Here is a 13,965-nt window from a genome sequence, read left to right as displayed (position 1 = left end):
ACATGAGCGACGCATACGACTTCTCGGAGCGGATCGGACGCGTAGAGCCCAGCGCGACGCTGGCGATATCGAACCTCGCGGCGGAAAAGGAGGCCGAGGGCGCGGACATCGTCGACCTCTCGGTCGGCGAGCCGGACTTCGACACCCCGGCGAACGTCGTCGAGGCCGGCAAGGACGCCCTCGACGCCGGCCACACCGGGTACACCTCCTCGAACGGCGTCCCCCGCCTCAAGGAGGCGATCGCGGAGAAGCTCCGCGGGAACGGGGTCGACGCCGACGCCGACGAGGTGATCGTCACCCCCGGCGGCAAGCAGGCACTGTACGAGACGTTCCAGACACTGATCGACGAGGGCGACGAGGTCGTCCTCCTCGACCCGGCGTGGGTCTCCTACGAGGCGATGGCGAAGCTCGCGGGCGGCGACCTCTCGCGCGTCGACCTCGCGCCGCACGGCTTCCAGCTTGAGCCTGCGCTCGCCGACCTCGCGGAGACGGTCTCCGACGACACCGAGCTGCTCGTCGTCAACTCTCCGTCGAACCCGACGGGCGCGGTCTTCTCGGAGGCCGCGCTGGAGGGTGTCCGCGACCTCGCCGTGGAACACGACGTCGCCGTGATCTCCGACGAGATCTACGAGCGCATCACGTACGGGGTCGAGCCGGCGTCGCTCGCGAGCCTCGACGGGATGGCCGACCGCACCGTCACCGTCAACGGCTTCTCGAAGGCGTACTCGATGACCGGCTGGCGGCTCGGCTACCTCCACGCCACCGACGAGTTCGTCGGCGAGGCGGGCAAGCTCCACTCACACTCCGTCTCCTGCGCGACGAACTTCGTCCAGCGCGCCGGGATCGAGGCGCTGGAGAACACCGAGGACGCGGTCGAGGAGATGTGCGACGCCTTCGCGGACCGCCGCGACCTCCTCGTGGACCTGTTCGACGAACACGGCGTCGACGTCGACGTCGGCGACGGTGCGTTCTACATGATGATCCCGGTCGACGACGACGACCAGGCGTGGTGCGAGCGCGCCATCGAGGAGGCGTCGGTCGCCTGCGTCCCCGGCAGCGCGTTCAACGCCGACGGCTTCGCCCGGATCTCCTACGCCGCGAGCGAGGAGCGCCTGCGCGAGGCGGTCGACCGACTCGTCGCGAACGACCTGCTGTAAGCCGACCCGGCGCGACTCGACCGGATCGGTGACGGTTTTTTGACGCCGCGCTGTCTTCCGAATACATGAGCGATTCCGACGCGACCTCCGCGACCTCCATCACCGACGCGGAGCGCGAGGCCCTCCTCGACCGCGTGAACAGTCCGAGCGCGACGGTCGGCGCGAGCGTTCCCGACGAGATCGATGTCCACGGGAGCGCCGTCGACCTCTCCGCGTTCATCGTCGAGACCCGGAAGGTCGACACCGTCCCGCCCGCGCTCGACCGGAAGGTGACGGCGGCGCGGGAGTCCCTCCGGACCGAGCGAGAGCGCCGGGTCGATCGGCTGGAAACCGACGCTCTCGACCGGGAGACAGCCGAGGCGCTCGCCGACGAGGTGGTCGGAATCGACCGCGCGCTCAACGCCTTGGAGGGGATCCGCCGCCCCGGCTTCGCGGACGAACACCACGCCGACACGCTGGCGGGCCACGAGCGCTGGCTCGCGTTCGTTGACCAGGTGCGGTGACCGTTCTCGGGCGCGGCCGCCGCGAACGGTTCCCCCGCCCGCGGCGCGGTCGGTCCGTCGCCGCCCCGTCGCCGGCCCCCTTCCGAAACCCTTACTCGCCGCCCGCGTGGTACGTTCGGGTATGAGCGACACCGCAGCGTCGGACGACGGTGAGGCGACCGCCGTCGACGCCGAGGAGGTCAGACACGTCGCCGAGTTGGCGCGGGTGCGACTCGCCGACGACGAGGTCGACGAGTTCGCGGCGCAGTTCGGCGACATCCTGGAGTACTTCGAGGCGCTCGACGAGGTCCCCGAGACCGACCGGGAGGAGGAGCTGGTCAACGTGATGCGCCCCGACGAGATCGAGGAGGGACTCAGCCAAGAGGAGGCGCTCGCGAACGCCGAGGAGACGGAAGACGGCTTCTTCGTCGGGCCGAAGGTGTCGTAGATGGCGGCCGACCTCAACGCCTTCATCACCGAGGAGACGATCGAGGGGGACGCGGACGCCGACGGCCCGCTCGCGGACGCGACCGTCGCGGTCAAGGACAACATCTCGACGGCCGGGATCCGGACCACCTGCGGCTCCGAGATGCTGGCCGACTACGTCCCGCCCTACTCCGCGACCGTGGTCGACCGGCTGACCGACGCGGGCGCGACGGTCGTCGGCAAGACGAACATGGACGAGTTCGGAATGGGGACGACCACCGAGACCTCGGCGTTCGGCCCGACCCGGAACCCGGTCGACACCGACCGCGTCCCGGGCGGCTCCTCCGGCGGCTCGGCGGCCGCGGTCGCGGCGGGAGAGGCCGACGTGGCGCTCGGCTCCGACACGGGCGGCTCGGTGCGCTGCCCGGCCGCGTTCTGCGGCGTCGTCGGGATCAAGCCCACCTACGGGCTGGTCTCCCGGTACGGCCTGATCGCGTACGCGAACTCCCTCGAACAGATCGGGCCGATCGCGGGCACCGTCGAGGAGGCGGCCGCCGCGCTCGACGCCATCGCCGGCGACGATCCCAACGACGGGACGACGCGCGACCTGGCCGAGGTCGAGGGCGCGGACCCGGACGCGAGCTACGCCGCGGCCGCCGACGGCGACGTGGAGGGGCTGACGGTCGGGATTCCCACGGAGCTGTTCGATGGCGCCGACGAGCGCGTCGTCGAGACGGTCGAGGCCGCGATCGCGGACCTCGAGGCGAAGGGCGCGGAGACGAAGGAGATATCGCTCCCCTCCGTCGAACACGCGGTCCAGGCGTACTACGTCATCGCGATGGCCGAGGCCTCCTCGAACCTCGCGCGCTTCGACGGGGTGCGGTACGGCCACCGGAGCGACGCCGACGGCAACTGGAACGAGTCGTTCGCGGAGACGCGCGAGGAGGGGTTCGGTGCGGAGGTCAAACGCCGGATCCTGCTCGGGACGTACGCGCTCTCGGCCGGCTACCACGACAAGTACTACGAGAAGGCGCAGGACGCCCGCGCGTGGGTTCGCCGGGACTTCGAGGACGCGTTCGACGACGTCGACGTGATCGCCTCGCCGACGATGCCGGTCCTCCCCTTCGAGCTCGGCGAGAGCCTCGACGACCCGCTGCGGATGTACCTCGCGGACGCGAACACGACGCCGGTGAACCTCGCGAACCTCCCCGCTATCTCGGTGCCGGCGGGGGAGACCGACGGGCTTCCGGTCGGACTCCAGCTCGTCGGGCCGAAGTTCGGCGAGGAGACGATCGTCCGCGCCGCGAGCGCGGTCGAGGACCGATGAGCCTGAGCGACGAGGAACGGGGTCGGCTCGCGGACGTGGTCCGCCTCCAGCCGACGAAGAACGGCGAGCTTCAGGACGCCTGGGAGATGGAGAGTGGCAGCGAGGTCCACGGCTACCTCGAGGACCACCTGAAGGAGTACTACTATCGCGACGACGACAGCCTGATCCGCGCGACGGCGGAGGCGAACGACCTCGTCGACGTCGAGCCGGGGATCGAACCCGACGCGGTCGCGCGCGGCGGCGTCCCAGAGACGATCCGCGTTCCGACGCTGGAGTCGCAGGTGGTCGACGTACTCGCCGGGCCGGACGAGCGCTCGCAGTCGGTCGTCAGCGTGCTCAACGCGCTCCGGGAGGCGTACGAGATCGACCCGGAGGTCGACGCGGTGCGGCGGGCGCTCCGCAGTCTCGAACGGAAGAACGTCGTCGAGGTCGTCTACCGGACCGTGCCGACGTTCCGGCTCGCGGTCGAGCGCGACGAGATCACGGTCGAAATCGAGACGTAGGAGTCGGTCGCGCTCGACGCCCAGCGGGGTCGCGGGCGCTCCACCGCCGATACGACTTTGTACCGGGACGGAAATCGTGTCCGTGATGGCCGACGACGAGACCCTCCGCGAGCGGTTCGGCCGCAACGCGAGCGGCATCGCCGCCATGACGGTGACGGGCACGTGGATGGCGGCGTTGCTCCTCGGGGCCGAGTGGTGGCTCCCGTTCATGCTGTTCGGGTACATCGTGATCGTCCCGATCGTCTCGATGCTGTTCGACGAGGAGGAGGAGTCCGAGTCGGTGTACGTCGAGTCGGAGTCCGGATCGGTCCGCGTCGAACGAGGAGAGGCGGCGGAACGGGACGACGCGACGACGGGCGACACCGCCGACGCGCTCGAACGGCTGCGGGCCCGGTACGCCAGCGGCGACCTCACGGACGAGCAGTTCGAGCGGAAGCTCGATCGGCTCCTGGAGACCGAGACGCCGGAGGACGCCGCCGAGTGGGTCGAGACCAACAGATCGGCCGGTGGTACTCGCGAAACGGAACGGGACCGCGAATCCGAACGCGAGCGGTGAGGTGACCCCCCGGTTCGTTCCGTCGCCGCGGCCGCACCCGCACCGACACGGCTGGCGGAGCCGAACCTCAAGCTTCAATGCGCGCGGCCGACTCGACCGCGTATGAGCGACCACGAACTCCGGAAGGAGGCGCACGACCTCGACGTCACCGTCTGGGTCGGGAAGAAGGGTGTCGACGCCGTCGTCGACGAAACTGCCGACCAGCTCGACGACGCCAAGCTCGTGAAGGTGAAGTTCCTCCGGGCGGCCCGCGGCGGGACCTCGACCGACGAGCTCGCCGAGGAACTTGCCGAGGCGGTCGACGCCGACCTGATCGAGACGCGCGGGAACACGGCGGTGCTTCACTGATGGGCGCTCCCGCGGGAGTGCTCGGACCCGCCGTGATCGGGGGCACGCTCCGACCGTACCTCGGCCCGTTGACCGGGATCGTCGTCGACGCCGCGATCTTCCTCGTCGTCGTCGTCGCGGCGTACGTCCTCTACAAGGCGGTGATCGCTCCGCTCGCCCGGCGGGTCTTCGACAGGCAGGGCCTCGACGAGCACGCCCGGCGCCCGCTCCAGAAGATCGTCGCGTTCGTCGTGCTGTTCGCGGGGGTCACGGTCGGGTTCGGGGCGGCGGGCTATCAGGGGTTCCTGCGCTCGCTGGCGACGATTGCGGCCGCGGCGACGCTCGCGATCGGCTTCGCGCTCCAGGACGTGATCAAGAACTTCGTCGCGGGCGTCTTCATCTACACGGACAAGCCGTTCCGCATCGGCGACTGGATCGAATGGCAGGGGAACTCGGGAGTCGTGGAGGACATCTCCTTCCGGGTCACCCGCGTCCGCACGTTCGACAACGAGCTGCTCACGGTGCCGAACCACACCCTGACCAGCGACGTGGTGAAGAACCCGGTCGCGAAGAAGACGCTCCGGCTGAAGTTCGTCTTCGGGATCGACTACGAGGACGACGTCGAGAAGGCGACCGACATCATCGTCGAGGAGGCCGAGAAGAGCGAGGCCATCCTCGAAGACCCCGCGCCGTCGGTCCGGCTAACCGAACTCGCCGACTCGTACGTCGGGCTTCAGGCGCGGATCTGGATCGACGACCCCTCGCGGGCGGACTTCGTGAAGGCGCGCGCCGACTACGTGAAGGCCGTCAAGGAGCGGTTCGACGAGGAGGGGATCTCGATCCCGTTCCCGCAGCGCACCGTCTCGGGGCGCAACGAGTGGACGGACCCCTCGTCGTTCGGCGGGGACGCCTGATCCTCGGCGGAGACGATCCTCGGCGAGGACGCCTGATCCTCGGCGGAGACGATCCTCGGCGAGGACGCCTGATCTTCGGCGGGGACGCCTGACCCTCGGCGGGACGCCGGACACGGGTGGCCGCGCCCGGCAGGATCGATAGTAACCCACTTGTGGGTTCGCGTGGTCGGTTGGCCCATGCGACGTGGTCGTCATCGGGGCCGGCGAGGTCGGGACGAGCATCGCCGCGAGTCTCGCGTCGGACCACGAGGTCGTCGTCGTCGACGTCGACCCGGACCGGGCGGAACAGCTCAAGTACGAACTCGACGTTCTCACCATCGCCGGCGACGGGACGACCTCGGAGATCCAGACGGCCGCGGACGTCGGCCGCGCGGACATGGTCATCGCGTGTACCGACAACGACCAGACGAACCTCGTCGCCTGCGGCACCGCGAAGACGCTCGGCGACGGCTTCACCATCGCCCGCGTGAAAAGCACTGACTTCCTCCGGACGTGGGAGGGGAACGAGGGCGCGTTCGGCGTCGACTTCATGGTGTGTACGGATCTCCTGACCGCGGAGAACATCGTCCGCGTCATCGGCCTGCCGGCGGCGATCGACGTCGACCCGTTCGCCGGCGGTCTCGTCCAGATGGCGGAGTTCGAGATCGCGGCGGACAGCCCCGTCGCCGGGCAGACGATCTCGGAGGCCGACCGATTCGAGTCGCTCACGTTCGTCGGTCTGTTCCGCGACGGCGAGATGATCATCCCGCGCGGGGACACCGACATCACCGTCGGCGACCGCGCGGTGGTGATCGGGAGCCCCGAGAGCGTCCAGTCGTTCGCGACCGACGTGGCGCCGGAGACGACGCCGGACCGCGCCGACGAGATCGTCGTCGTCGGGGGGAGCGAGATCGGCTACCAGACCGCCCGGCTGCTCGAGGAGCGCGACTTCAAGCCGCGGCTGATAGAGCGGGACGCTGACCGCGCGCGCTGGCTCGCGGAGAACCTCCCGAACACCGTCGTGATGGAACACGACGCGACCGACACGGAGTTCCTCTCCCGCGAACACGTCGACGAGGCGGACATCGTCGTCACCGCGCTCCGCTCGGACGAGAAGAACCTCCTCATCTCCGTGCTCGCAAAGCGGCTCGGCGTCGACCGCGTGATCGCCGTCGTCGACAGCCCCGATTACGTCACCGTGTTCGAGGAGATTGGGATCGACATCGCGATCAATCCCCGCACCGTGACCGCCGAGGAGATCACGCGGTTCACCTACGAGAGCGTCGCGGAGAACATCGCCGTCCTGGAGAACGATCAGGCCGAGGTCCTCGAGCTCGAACTCACCGAGGGGTGCGGGCTCACCGGGCGTCCGATCTCGGATATCGTCGCCGAGAGCGACGTGCGGTTCGTCATCGGCGCGATCACCCGCAATCATAAGCTGGTCACTCCGCGCGGTGACACCGTGCTTCAGGCCGGTGACCACGTCATCCTGCTCGTGGAGTCCGACTCGGTGAGCGACATCGCCTCGATGGCGTGAGGCGCCCGTGACCTCCAAGATCCGAGTCGGCTGGCGGGCGAGCGTGGGACTCACCGGCGATGTCCTCGCCGCGCTCCCGGTCCCGCTGGCGTTCCCGCTACTGATCGCCTTCTACTACGGCGAGTCGCCGGTCCCGTTTCTGGCGGCGATCGCGGTCTCGCTCGCGCTCGGCGCGGCGTTCCGATCGGTAGGGGACCCGGAGGAGAACCTCGGTCCCCGCGAGGCGTTCCTCGCGGTGGCGCTGATCTGGTTCCTCGTCGCCGCGGTCGGCGCGATCCCGTTCGTCGTCGCGGGCGTGGGCACGGTCGCGCACCCGGTGAACGCGATGTTCGAGTCGATGAGCGGGCTGACGACAACGGGCGCGACGGTGTTGCGAGACTTCTCGCTCCACTCGAAATCCGTCATGATGTGGCGACAGGTGATCCAGTGGCTCGGCGGACTGGGGATCCTCATCCTCGCGACCGCGGTCCTCTCCGAGATCGGGGTCGGCGGGGCACAGCTGATGGAGTCGGAGTCGCAGACGCAGGACGTCAACAAGCTCACGCCGAAGATCTCGCAGACGGCACAGCTCATCTGGGGGATCTACTTCGGACTCACCGGACTCGCGGTCGCCGTCTTCTTCCTGCTCGGACTCGCCGTCGACCCGCAGATGGGCCTGTACAACGCCGTCGCGCACGCGTTCACGTCGGTCGCGACCGCGGGATTCTCGCCGGAGCCGCACTCCGTCGGCGCGTTCCACCCGCTGATCCAGTGGGCGGTCGTCCCGTTCATGGTGGTCGGCTCGACCAGCTTCGTCCTCATCTACTTCGCCATCAACGGCGAGCCGATGCGCCTGCTGCGAAACGAGGAGTTCCACTTCTATCTCGGCGCGATGGGGACGCTCGCGTCGGTCGTCGCCCTCGGCCTATTTCTCGACCCCAGCACTACCTTCGGCGCCGAGGCGACCCTCCGCCACGCCGTCTTCAACGTCGCCTCCATCGTGACGACGACGGGGTACGCCAGCACCGACTACGTGCAGTGGGCGCCCGCGGCGAAGCACATGCTGTTCATGGGGATGTTCGTCGGCGGGATGGTCGGCTCGACGACCTGCTCGATCAAGTCGCTGCGGTGGCTGGTGGCGCTGAAGTCGTTCCGGCGGAACCTCTACACCTCCATTCATCCGGAGGCGATCCGTCCGGTCCGGATATCGGGGAAGTCCGTCGACGAGGGCGCGATCCGCGACATCTACGCGTACCTCCTCTTGAGCATCGTGATCTTCTTTTTACTCGCCGTGGTCATCGTCGTCGACGCCGAGCGGGCAAACCTTCGCGTAGACGAGTTCGAGGCGCTCGGTGCCGCGGCGACGACGTTCCTCAACATCGGGCCGGCGTTCGGCGACGCGGGTCCCTACGGAACGTTCGCGACGTTCCCGATGAGCACTCGGGCCGTGATGATCGTCCTGATGTGGATCGGTCGGATCGAGATCATCCCGGTCCTCGTGCTGTTCACGAAGGCGTTCTGGACGTCGTGAGCGATCGCGAGCGACCGCCGCGGGTGCGGCTCGGCGTTCCCGCCTCCGTCACCCCTTCGACAGTTTAATACAGCGAACGAGCGACCCCCATATCGATCGAGTAACTATGTCGTGGGGCGTCAACTGGAAGGCGAGCGTGGGGCTTCTCGGGGTCGGGATCAAGTACCTCGCCGTCACGCTGCTGGTGCCGTTGATCGTGGCGCTCGCGTACGGCGAAGACATCTGGGTGTTTCTGGTGTCGATGGCGCTCGTCGCGGCGCTCGGCTTCGCGGTCGAGCGGGTCGATCCCGACCCGGACCTCGGCCCGCGCGAGGCGCTGCTTTTCGTCTCGCTCGCGTGGCTCGCGGCGGCGGTCATCGGGACGATACCCTACCTGATCGCGGGGTACGGGACGGCGTCGACGGTCGGACTCCAGACCGGATCGTTCGGTGCGCTCACGGAGTCGATCGTCAACGCCCTGTTCGAGTCGATGAGCGGGTTCACCACGACGGGCGCGACGGTCCTCGGCGAGATCAGCACGGACCGCCACTCTCACGCGGTGATGATGTGGCGACAGCTCACGCAGTGGCTCGGCGGGATGGGGATCATCGTCCTGATGATCGCCATCCTCCCGGAGGTCGCGGTCAACGGCGCACAGCTGATGGATTCGGAGGCGCCCGGCCCAGAACTCCAGAAGCTCACGCCGAAGATAGCCGAGACGGCGCGAGCGCTCTGGCTGATCTACTTCGGCTTCACCGTCCTGCTCGCGGTGCTTTTGTACGCCCTCCACCTCCTCGGGATGGCGCCGAACATGGACCTGTACAACGCGGTGGCGCACGGCTTCTCGACCCTTCCGACGGGAGGATTCTCACCGCAGGCCGACAGCATCGGGTACTTCTCGGCCGCCGTCCAGTGGGTCGTCATCCCCTTCATGGTCGTCGCCGGGGTCAACTTCGCGCTGTTCTGGCACGTGTTACGCGGCGAGGTAGATGTCCTGTTGGAGAACGTCGAGTTCCGCGCGTACGCCGGGGCGCTCGCCGTCGTCACCGCGCTGCTCGCCGTGATCCTGTTCCGCGGTGGCGCGCCCCCGCTCGAACTGGGTGGGACGACACAGGGCGTCGCCGAAAACTCGCTCCGACAGGCGGCGTTCCAGATCGGGTCGCTGCTGAACTCGACCGGGTTCGCGACCGCCGACTTCGCGCAGTGGAACACCCACGCGCAGGTCCTGCTCCTGTTCACGATGTTCATCGGCGGCTCCGCCGGGTCGACCGGTGGCGGTATCAAGATCGTTCGGTGGCTGATCGTCGGCAAGGCGATCCGTCGGGAGCTGTTGACCTCGGCGCATCCGGACGTCGTTCAACCCGTCCGGCTCGGCGGAAACGTCGTCAACGAGGACGCGATCCGCGGCATTATGTCGTTCACCATGCTGTACCTGGTGCTGCTCGCGCTCTCGGCGGTGTTCATCGCGCTCGACGCCGCGCGGATCGGGATCCAACTGAGCGCGCTGGAGTCGATCAGCGCCTCGCTCGCGACGATCGGAAACATCGGACCGGGCTTCGGACGCCTCGGGCCGTTCGGGAGCTATCTGTTCTTCCCGAACACCTCGAAGCTGCTGATGATCTTCCTGATGTGGATCGGGCGGCTGGAGATCGTTCCGGTGCTCGCGGTGTTCATCTCCGGGATCGACACGCGATAGCGATCGAGATCGACACCCGATCCGGACCGACCCGGGGAACGCATCTTCATAACGGACGAGGGAGTTGGTGGTCGTATGACGAGCCACGACGAGACGCACGGACGGAATCTACTCGGCCACGTCCTCCTCCCGGTCGCGAACGAGGAGGACGCGCTGGCGACGGCGCGGGCGCTCGAACCGTACGACCCCGCGCGGGTGACGGCGCTCCACGTCGTCGAGAAGGGCGGCGGCGTCCCGGACAAAACGCCCGTCGAGCAGTCCGAGGAACTCGCGGCCGAGTCGTACGCGGCGGTCCGAACGGTGTTCCCGGACGCCGACGAACGCACCGCCTACGCCCGGGACGTGGTCGAGGCGATCTTCGACGCCGCCGAGGAGGTCGACGCGAGCGCCGTCGCCTACCGGTCGCGCGGCGGGAACCGTCTCGTCCGGTTCCTCTCGGGTGACCTGTCGACCAAGCTCGTGACGAACGCGCCCGTCCCGGTGATCGCGCTCCCGCAGGACGACTCGGCGGCGTAACCGCCGATCCGACGACGGTCGCAACCGCGTCGGGACCGCGCCGCGCGTCGGAATCCGCCCCTCCGGCTCGCCGCTTCCTTGTGGAATATAATGAATATTTATACTCGACCGGCGGGTAACGAGCGGCATGTACGACGACGAGGAGCTCTCCGAGATCCGCGAGGCGAAGGAGTCGTGGGAGGCGGAGACGCTCGACCCGACCCTCGACCGCCACGGGGAGCGGAAAGAGCGGTTCGCGACGGTGTCGAACCGCGAGGTCGATCGCTTATATACCCCCGAGGACGTCGCGGACCTCGACTACGAGGACGACTTGGGGTTCCCGGGCGAGGCGCCGTACACTCGGGGCGTCTACCCGACGATGTACCGCGGCCGCACGTGGACGATGCGGCAGTTCGCGGGGTTCGGCACCGCCGAGGAGACCAACGAGCGGTTCCACTACCTGATCGACGAGGGACAGACGGGACTCTCGACGGCGTTCGACATGCCCTCGCTGATGGGGATCGACTCCGACGACAAGATGTCGCTCGGGGAGGTGGGCAAGGAGGGCGTCGCGGTCGACACGTTACGCGACATGGAGGTGCTGTTCGACGGTATCGACCTCACCGAGGTGTCGACCTCGTTCACGATCAACCCGAGCGCGCCGGTGATCTACGCGATGTACGTCGCGCTCGCTGACCGGCGCGGAATCCCGCGCGACGAGCTGCGGGGGACCCTCCAGAACGACATGCTCAAGGAGTTCATCGCGCAGAAGGAGTGGGTGATCCCGCCGGAGCCCTCCCTCGATCTGGTGGCCGACACGATCGAGTTCGCGGTGGCGGAGACGCCCAAGTTCAAGCCCATCTCCGTGTCGGGCTACCACATCCGCGAGGCGGGGTCGACGGCGGTCCAGGAGCTCGCCTTCACGCTCGCCGACGGGTTCGCCTACGTCGAGGCGTGTCTCGACCGCGGGCTCGACGTCGACGAGTTCGCCCCGCAGCTCTCCTTCTTCTTCAACTCGCACAACTCGCTGTTCGAGGAGGTCGCGAAGTTCCGGGCCGCGCGCCGGATCTACGCTCGGATCATGGAGGAGTGGTACGGCGCGGAAGCGGAGGCGTCGAAGCGGCTGAAGTTCCACACCCAGACCGCCGGGCAGTCGCTGACGGCCCAGCAGCCGCTCAACAACGTCGCGCGCGTCACGATCCAGGCGCTCGCGGGCGTGCTGGGCGGCACCCAGAGCCTCCACACCAACTCCTTCGACGAGGCGCTCGCGCTCCCCTCCGAGCAGGCGGTGCGGGTCGCGCTCCGGACTCAGCAGATCATCGCCGAGGAGTCGGGGGCGGCCGACATCGTCGACCCGCTCGGCGGCTCCTTCGCCGTCGAGTCGCTCACCGACGAGACGGAGGCAGAGGCGTTGGCGTACATCGAGGAGATCAGGGAGATGGGCGACGGCTCCGTGCGCGACGGGGTCCTCCGCGGCATCGAGCAGGGGTACTTCCACCGCGAGATCCAGGAGTCCGCCTACGAGTACCAGGAGCGCGTCGACGAGGGCGAGGAGACGGTCGTCGGCGTCAACGCCTACGAGATCGACGAGGACACACGACCGGACCTGCTGGAGGTCGACGAGACCACCCGCGAGCGACAGCTCGACCGACTGGAGTCGGTGAAAGACGAGCGCGACGACGACGCGGTCTCGGCCGCGCTCGACGACCTCCGCGACGCCGTCGAGGCCGGGGAGAACGCCATGCCGGAGATCGTCGCGGCCGTGAAGGCGTACGCGACGATGGGGGAGATCATGGCGGTGTTCGAGGCGGAGTACGGCGCCTACCGCGAGCGGATCGGCGTCGCCTGACCGAACGAAAACGAGGACGGGCCGACTGCGCGTTCCGCCGGGTCGGCCGCGCGTTCCGCCGGCTACGCCGTCTCGATCGAACGAGCGGACTCCGCGCACCACGCGTTGCCCCGCCGGCCCGCCCGCCGGAGGTCGAGTTCGACCACCGACCCGGCGTCGAGCGACGACAGCTCGTCTTCCACGTCGGAGTCGTCGTACTCGACGACGTACAGCGTCCCGTTGCGCGGGTACTCGCGGAGCGTGATCGCCCCGTGGTCGTTCGCACGCGTCGACGATCGTGTACTTGCCAGTGCGGTCCATCCCGTGTGGCGCTACGATATGATCTATGTTAACAGTTGTGTGCTGGGGTAGTTCCGCCGCACGCGACGGCCGCGAACGGTCCACTTTAATCGACGCGTCGCCTCGCTCGGGTATGACGGAGACGGAGATCCCCGAGGACCACCCGCGCTACGCGTCGCTCGTGACGCGCCACCGGATCGAGGCGGGCGTCGAGCAGGGGATCACCTCGAAGCAGGGACTGATCGCCCAGGGGCGCGGCGAGGCGTTCGACTACCTCCTCGGTGAGCGCACACTCCCGAGCGCCGACGCGGCCGCGCGCGCCGCGGCCGCGACGCTCCTGCTCGCCGACCGCCCGGTCTTATCCGTGAACGGCAACGTCGCGGCCCTCGCGCCGAGCGAGACGGTCGAACTCGCCGAGGCGGTCGACGCGGACATCGAGGTGAACCTGTTCAACCACACCGACGAGCGCGTCCGCCGGATCGCGGATCACCTCCGCGAGCACGGCGCCGACGAGGTGAAGGGGCTCGCCGGCGACGGCGAGATCCCCGGTCTCGACCACGCCCGCGGCGTCGTCGACGCCGACGGGATCGAGGCGGCCGACGTCGTCGTGGTCCCCTTGGAGGACGGCGACCGCGCCGCCGCGCTCAACGCGATGGGGAAAACGGGAGATCGTGATCGACCTCAACCCCGGGAGCCGGTCGCCCCGCACCGCGGACGTGCCGATAATCGACAACCTGCTCCGCGCGGTGCCGAACGTGACCGCTCACGCGCGGGACCTCGCGGGCGCGACACCCGCGGAACTGGAGCGGGTCGTCGACGAGTTCGACGCCGCCGCCGCGCTCGACGACGCCGAGGCGGCGATCCGTGAGGGGTCGTTCGCGGACGGGGACGACGAGTAGGGGGAGTCGTCTCGCCGGAAGGCAAAAGCGTACGCCGCCCGTAGCGGGCG

At 68.7% G+C, this 13,965-nt stretch carries 12 protein-coding genes and 3 pseudogenes; 14 read left to right on the top strand and 1 reads right to left on the bottom strand.

Translation table 11 applies throughout. The features are described 5' to 3' along the window. Positions 1-2: 2 nt before the first annotated feature. The 13 genes and pseudogenes from ACODNG_RS03435 (at position 3) to ACODNG_RS03375 (ending at position 12,737) form a co-directional block, all read left to right on the top strand. Positions 3-1,157 carry a pyridoxal phosphate-dependent aminotransferase gene (locus ACODNG_RS03435; protein ID WP_434522441.1) on the top strand — a complete coding sequence of 385 codons (1,155 nt, stop codon included), beginning with the start codon at positions 3-5 and terminating at the stop codon, positions 1,155-1,157. 65 nt (positions 1,158-1,222) lie between these two features. After that, positions 1,223-1,660 (top strand): DUF5788 family protein, encoded by a 438-nt coding sequence (locus ACODNG_RS03430; RefSeq protein ID WP_434522440.1) that lies wholly within the window; start codon positions 1,223-1,225, stop codon positions 1,658-1,660. A gap of 121 nt (positions 1,661-1,781) precedes the next feature. Further along, positions 1,782-2,087, top strand: coding sequence for an Asp-tRNA(Asn)/Glu-tRNA(Gln) amidotransferase subunit GatC (gene gatC, locus ACODNG_RS03425; protein WP_434522439.1), 306 nt, complete (start codon positions 1,782-1,784; stop codon positions 2,085-2,087). Then, positions 2,088-3,392: an Asp-tRNA(Asn)/Glu-tRNA(Gln) amidotransferase subunit GatA gene (gene gatA, locus ACODNG_RS03420; protein ID WP_434522438.1), complete on the top strand. Its 1,305-nt coding sequence runs from the start codon at positions 2,088-2,090 to the stop codon at positions 3,390-3,392. Continuing rightward, positions 3,389-3,895: a DUF5797 family protein gene (locus ACODNG_RS03415; protein WP_434522437.1), complete on the top strand. Its 507-nt coding sequence runs from the start codon at positions 3,389-3,391 to the stop codon at positions 3,893-3,895. Before gatA ends, ACODNG_RS03415 begins: the two co-directional genes overlap by 4 nt. 85 nt (positions 3,896-3,980) lie before the next feature. Continuing rightward, positions 3,981-4,451 carry an SHOCT domain-containing protein gene (locus ACODNG_RS03410; protein WP_434522436.1) on the top strand — a complete coding sequence of 157 codons (471 nt, stop codon included), beginning with the start codon at positions 3,981-3,983 and terminating at the stop codon, positions 4,449-4,451. Between the two features lie 102 nt (positions 4,452-4,553). Then, on the top strand, positions 4,554-4,799 hold the full coding sequence (locus ACODNG_RS03405; protein ID WP_434522435.1) for a YhbY family RNA-binding protein: 246 nt from the start codon (positions 4,554-4,556) through the stop codon (positions 4,797-4,799). Further along, positions 4,799-5,692 (top strand): mechanosensitive ion channel family protein, encoded by an 894-nt coding sequence (locus ACODNG_RS03400; protein ID WP_434522434.1) that lies wholly within the window; start codon positions 4,799-4,801, stop codon positions 5,690-5,692. The genes ACODNG_RS03405 and ACODNG_RS03400 overlap by 1 nt, the downstream gene beginning before the upstream one ends. A gap of 172 nt (positions 5,693-5,864) precedes the next feature. Next, positions 5,865-7,208: pseudogene (gene trkA / locus ACODNG_RS03395) on the top strand (Trk system potassium transporter TrkA); the annotation flags it as partial. A 7-nt stretch (positions 7,209-7,215) separates the two neighbouring features. After that, entirely contained in the window at positions 7,216-8,718 is a 1,503-nt protein-coding gene (locus ACODNG_RS03390; RefSeq protein ID WP_434522433.1) for a TrkH family potassium uptake protein, read from the top strand. Positions 8,719-8,824: 106 nt separating this feature from the next. Continuing rightward, positions 8,825-10,393 carry a TrkH family potassium uptake protein gene (locus ACODNG_RS03385; protein ID WP_434522432.1) on the top strand — a complete coding sequence of 523 codons (1,569 nt, stop codon included), beginning with the start codon at positions 8,825-8,827 and terminating at the stop codon, positions 10,391-10,393. A 75-nt stretch (positions 10,394-10,468) separates the two neighbouring features. Further along, positions 10,469-10,909 carry a universal stress protein gene (locus ACODNG_RS03380; RefSeq protein WP_434522431.1) on the top strand — a complete coding sequence of 147 codons (441 nt, stop codon included), beginning with the start codon at positions 10,469-10,471 and terminating at the stop codon, positions 10,907-10,909. Positions 10,910-11,036: 127 nt separating this feature from the next. Further along, positions 11,037-12,737, top strand: a complete 1,701-nt coding sequence (locus tag ACODNG_RS03375) for an acyl-CoA mutase large subunit family protein (RefSeq protein ID WP_434522430.1) — start codon at positions 11,037-11,039, stop codon at positions 12,735-12,737. A gap of 62 nt (positions 12,738-12,799) precedes the next feature. On the opposite strand, the pseudogene ACODNG_RS03370 reads toward ACODNG_RS03375, so the two are convergent. Continuing rightward, positions 12,800-13,037, bottom strand: a pseudogene (locus ACODNG_RS03370) (hypothetical protein). Positions 13,038-13,149: 112 nt separating this feature from the next. Here ACODNG_RS03370 and ACODNG_RS03365 point away from each other — a divergent pair. Then, positions 13,150-13,915: pseudogene (locus ACODNG_RS03365) on the top strand (4-phosphopantoate--beta-alanine ligase). The last annotated feature ends 50 nt before the right edge of the window (positions 13,916-13,965 follow it).

This window comes from Halorubrum sp. AS12 (assembly GCF_051122765.1).
In the GTDB taxonomy this organism is placed as follows: Archaea; Halobacteriota; Halobacteria; order Halobacteriales; family Haloferacaceae; genus Halorubrum; species Halorubrum trapanicum.
The sequence above is the reverse complement of the archived record's forward strand: the minus strand, read 5'-3'. Positions and strand labels throughout refer to the sequence as shown.

What these genes read in the sequence shown, in the direction of transcription:
- ACODNG_RS03435 (WP_434522441.1), top strand. Translation starts at nt 3, where the DNA reads ATGAGCGACGCATACGACTTCTCGGAGCGGATCGGACGCGTAGAGCCC.
- ACODNG_RS03430 (WP_434522440.1), top strand. Translation starts at nt 1,223, where the DNA reads ATGAGCGATTCCGACGCGACCTCCGCGACCTCCATCACCGACGCGGAG.
- gatC (WP_434522439.1), top strand. Translation starts at nt 1,782, where the DNA reads ATGAGCGACACCGCAGCGTCGGACGACGGTGAGGCGACCGCCGTCGAC.
- gatA (WP_434522438.1), top strand. Translation starts at nt 2,088, where the DNA reads ATGGCGGCCGACCTCAACGCCTTCATCACCGAGGAGACGATCGAGGGG.
- ACODNG_RS03415 (WP_434522437.1), top strand. Translation starts at nt 3,389, where the DNA reads ATGAGCCTGAGCGACGAGGAACGGGGTCGGCTCGCGGACGTGGTCCGC.
- ACODNG_RS03410 (WP_434522436.1), top strand. Translation starts at nt 3,981, where the DNA reads ATGGCCGACGACGAGACCCTCCGCGAGCGGTTCGGCCGCAACGCGAGC.
- ACODNG_RS03405 (WP_434522435.1), top strand. Translation starts at nt 4,554, where the DNA reads ATGAGCGACCACGAACTCCGGAAGGAGGCGCACGACCTCGACGTCACC.
- ACODNG_RS03400 (WP_434522434.1), top strand. Translation starts at nt 4,799, where the DNA reads ATGGGCGCTCCCGCGGGAGTGCTCGGACCCGCCGTGATCGGGGGCACG.
- ACODNG_RS03385 (WP_434522432.1), top strand. Translation starts at nt 8,825, where the DNA reads ATGTCGTGGGGCGTCAACTGGAAGGCGAGCGTGGGGCTTCTCGGGGTC.
- ACODNG_RS03380 (WP_434522431.1), top strand. Translation starts at nt 10,469, where the DNA reads ATGACGAGCCACGACGAGACGCACGGACGGAATCTACTCGGCCACGTC.
- ACODNG_RS03375 (WP_434522430.1), top strand. Translation starts at nt 11,037, where the DNA reads ATGTACGACGACGAGGAGCTCTCCGAGATCCGCGAGGCGAAGGAGTCG.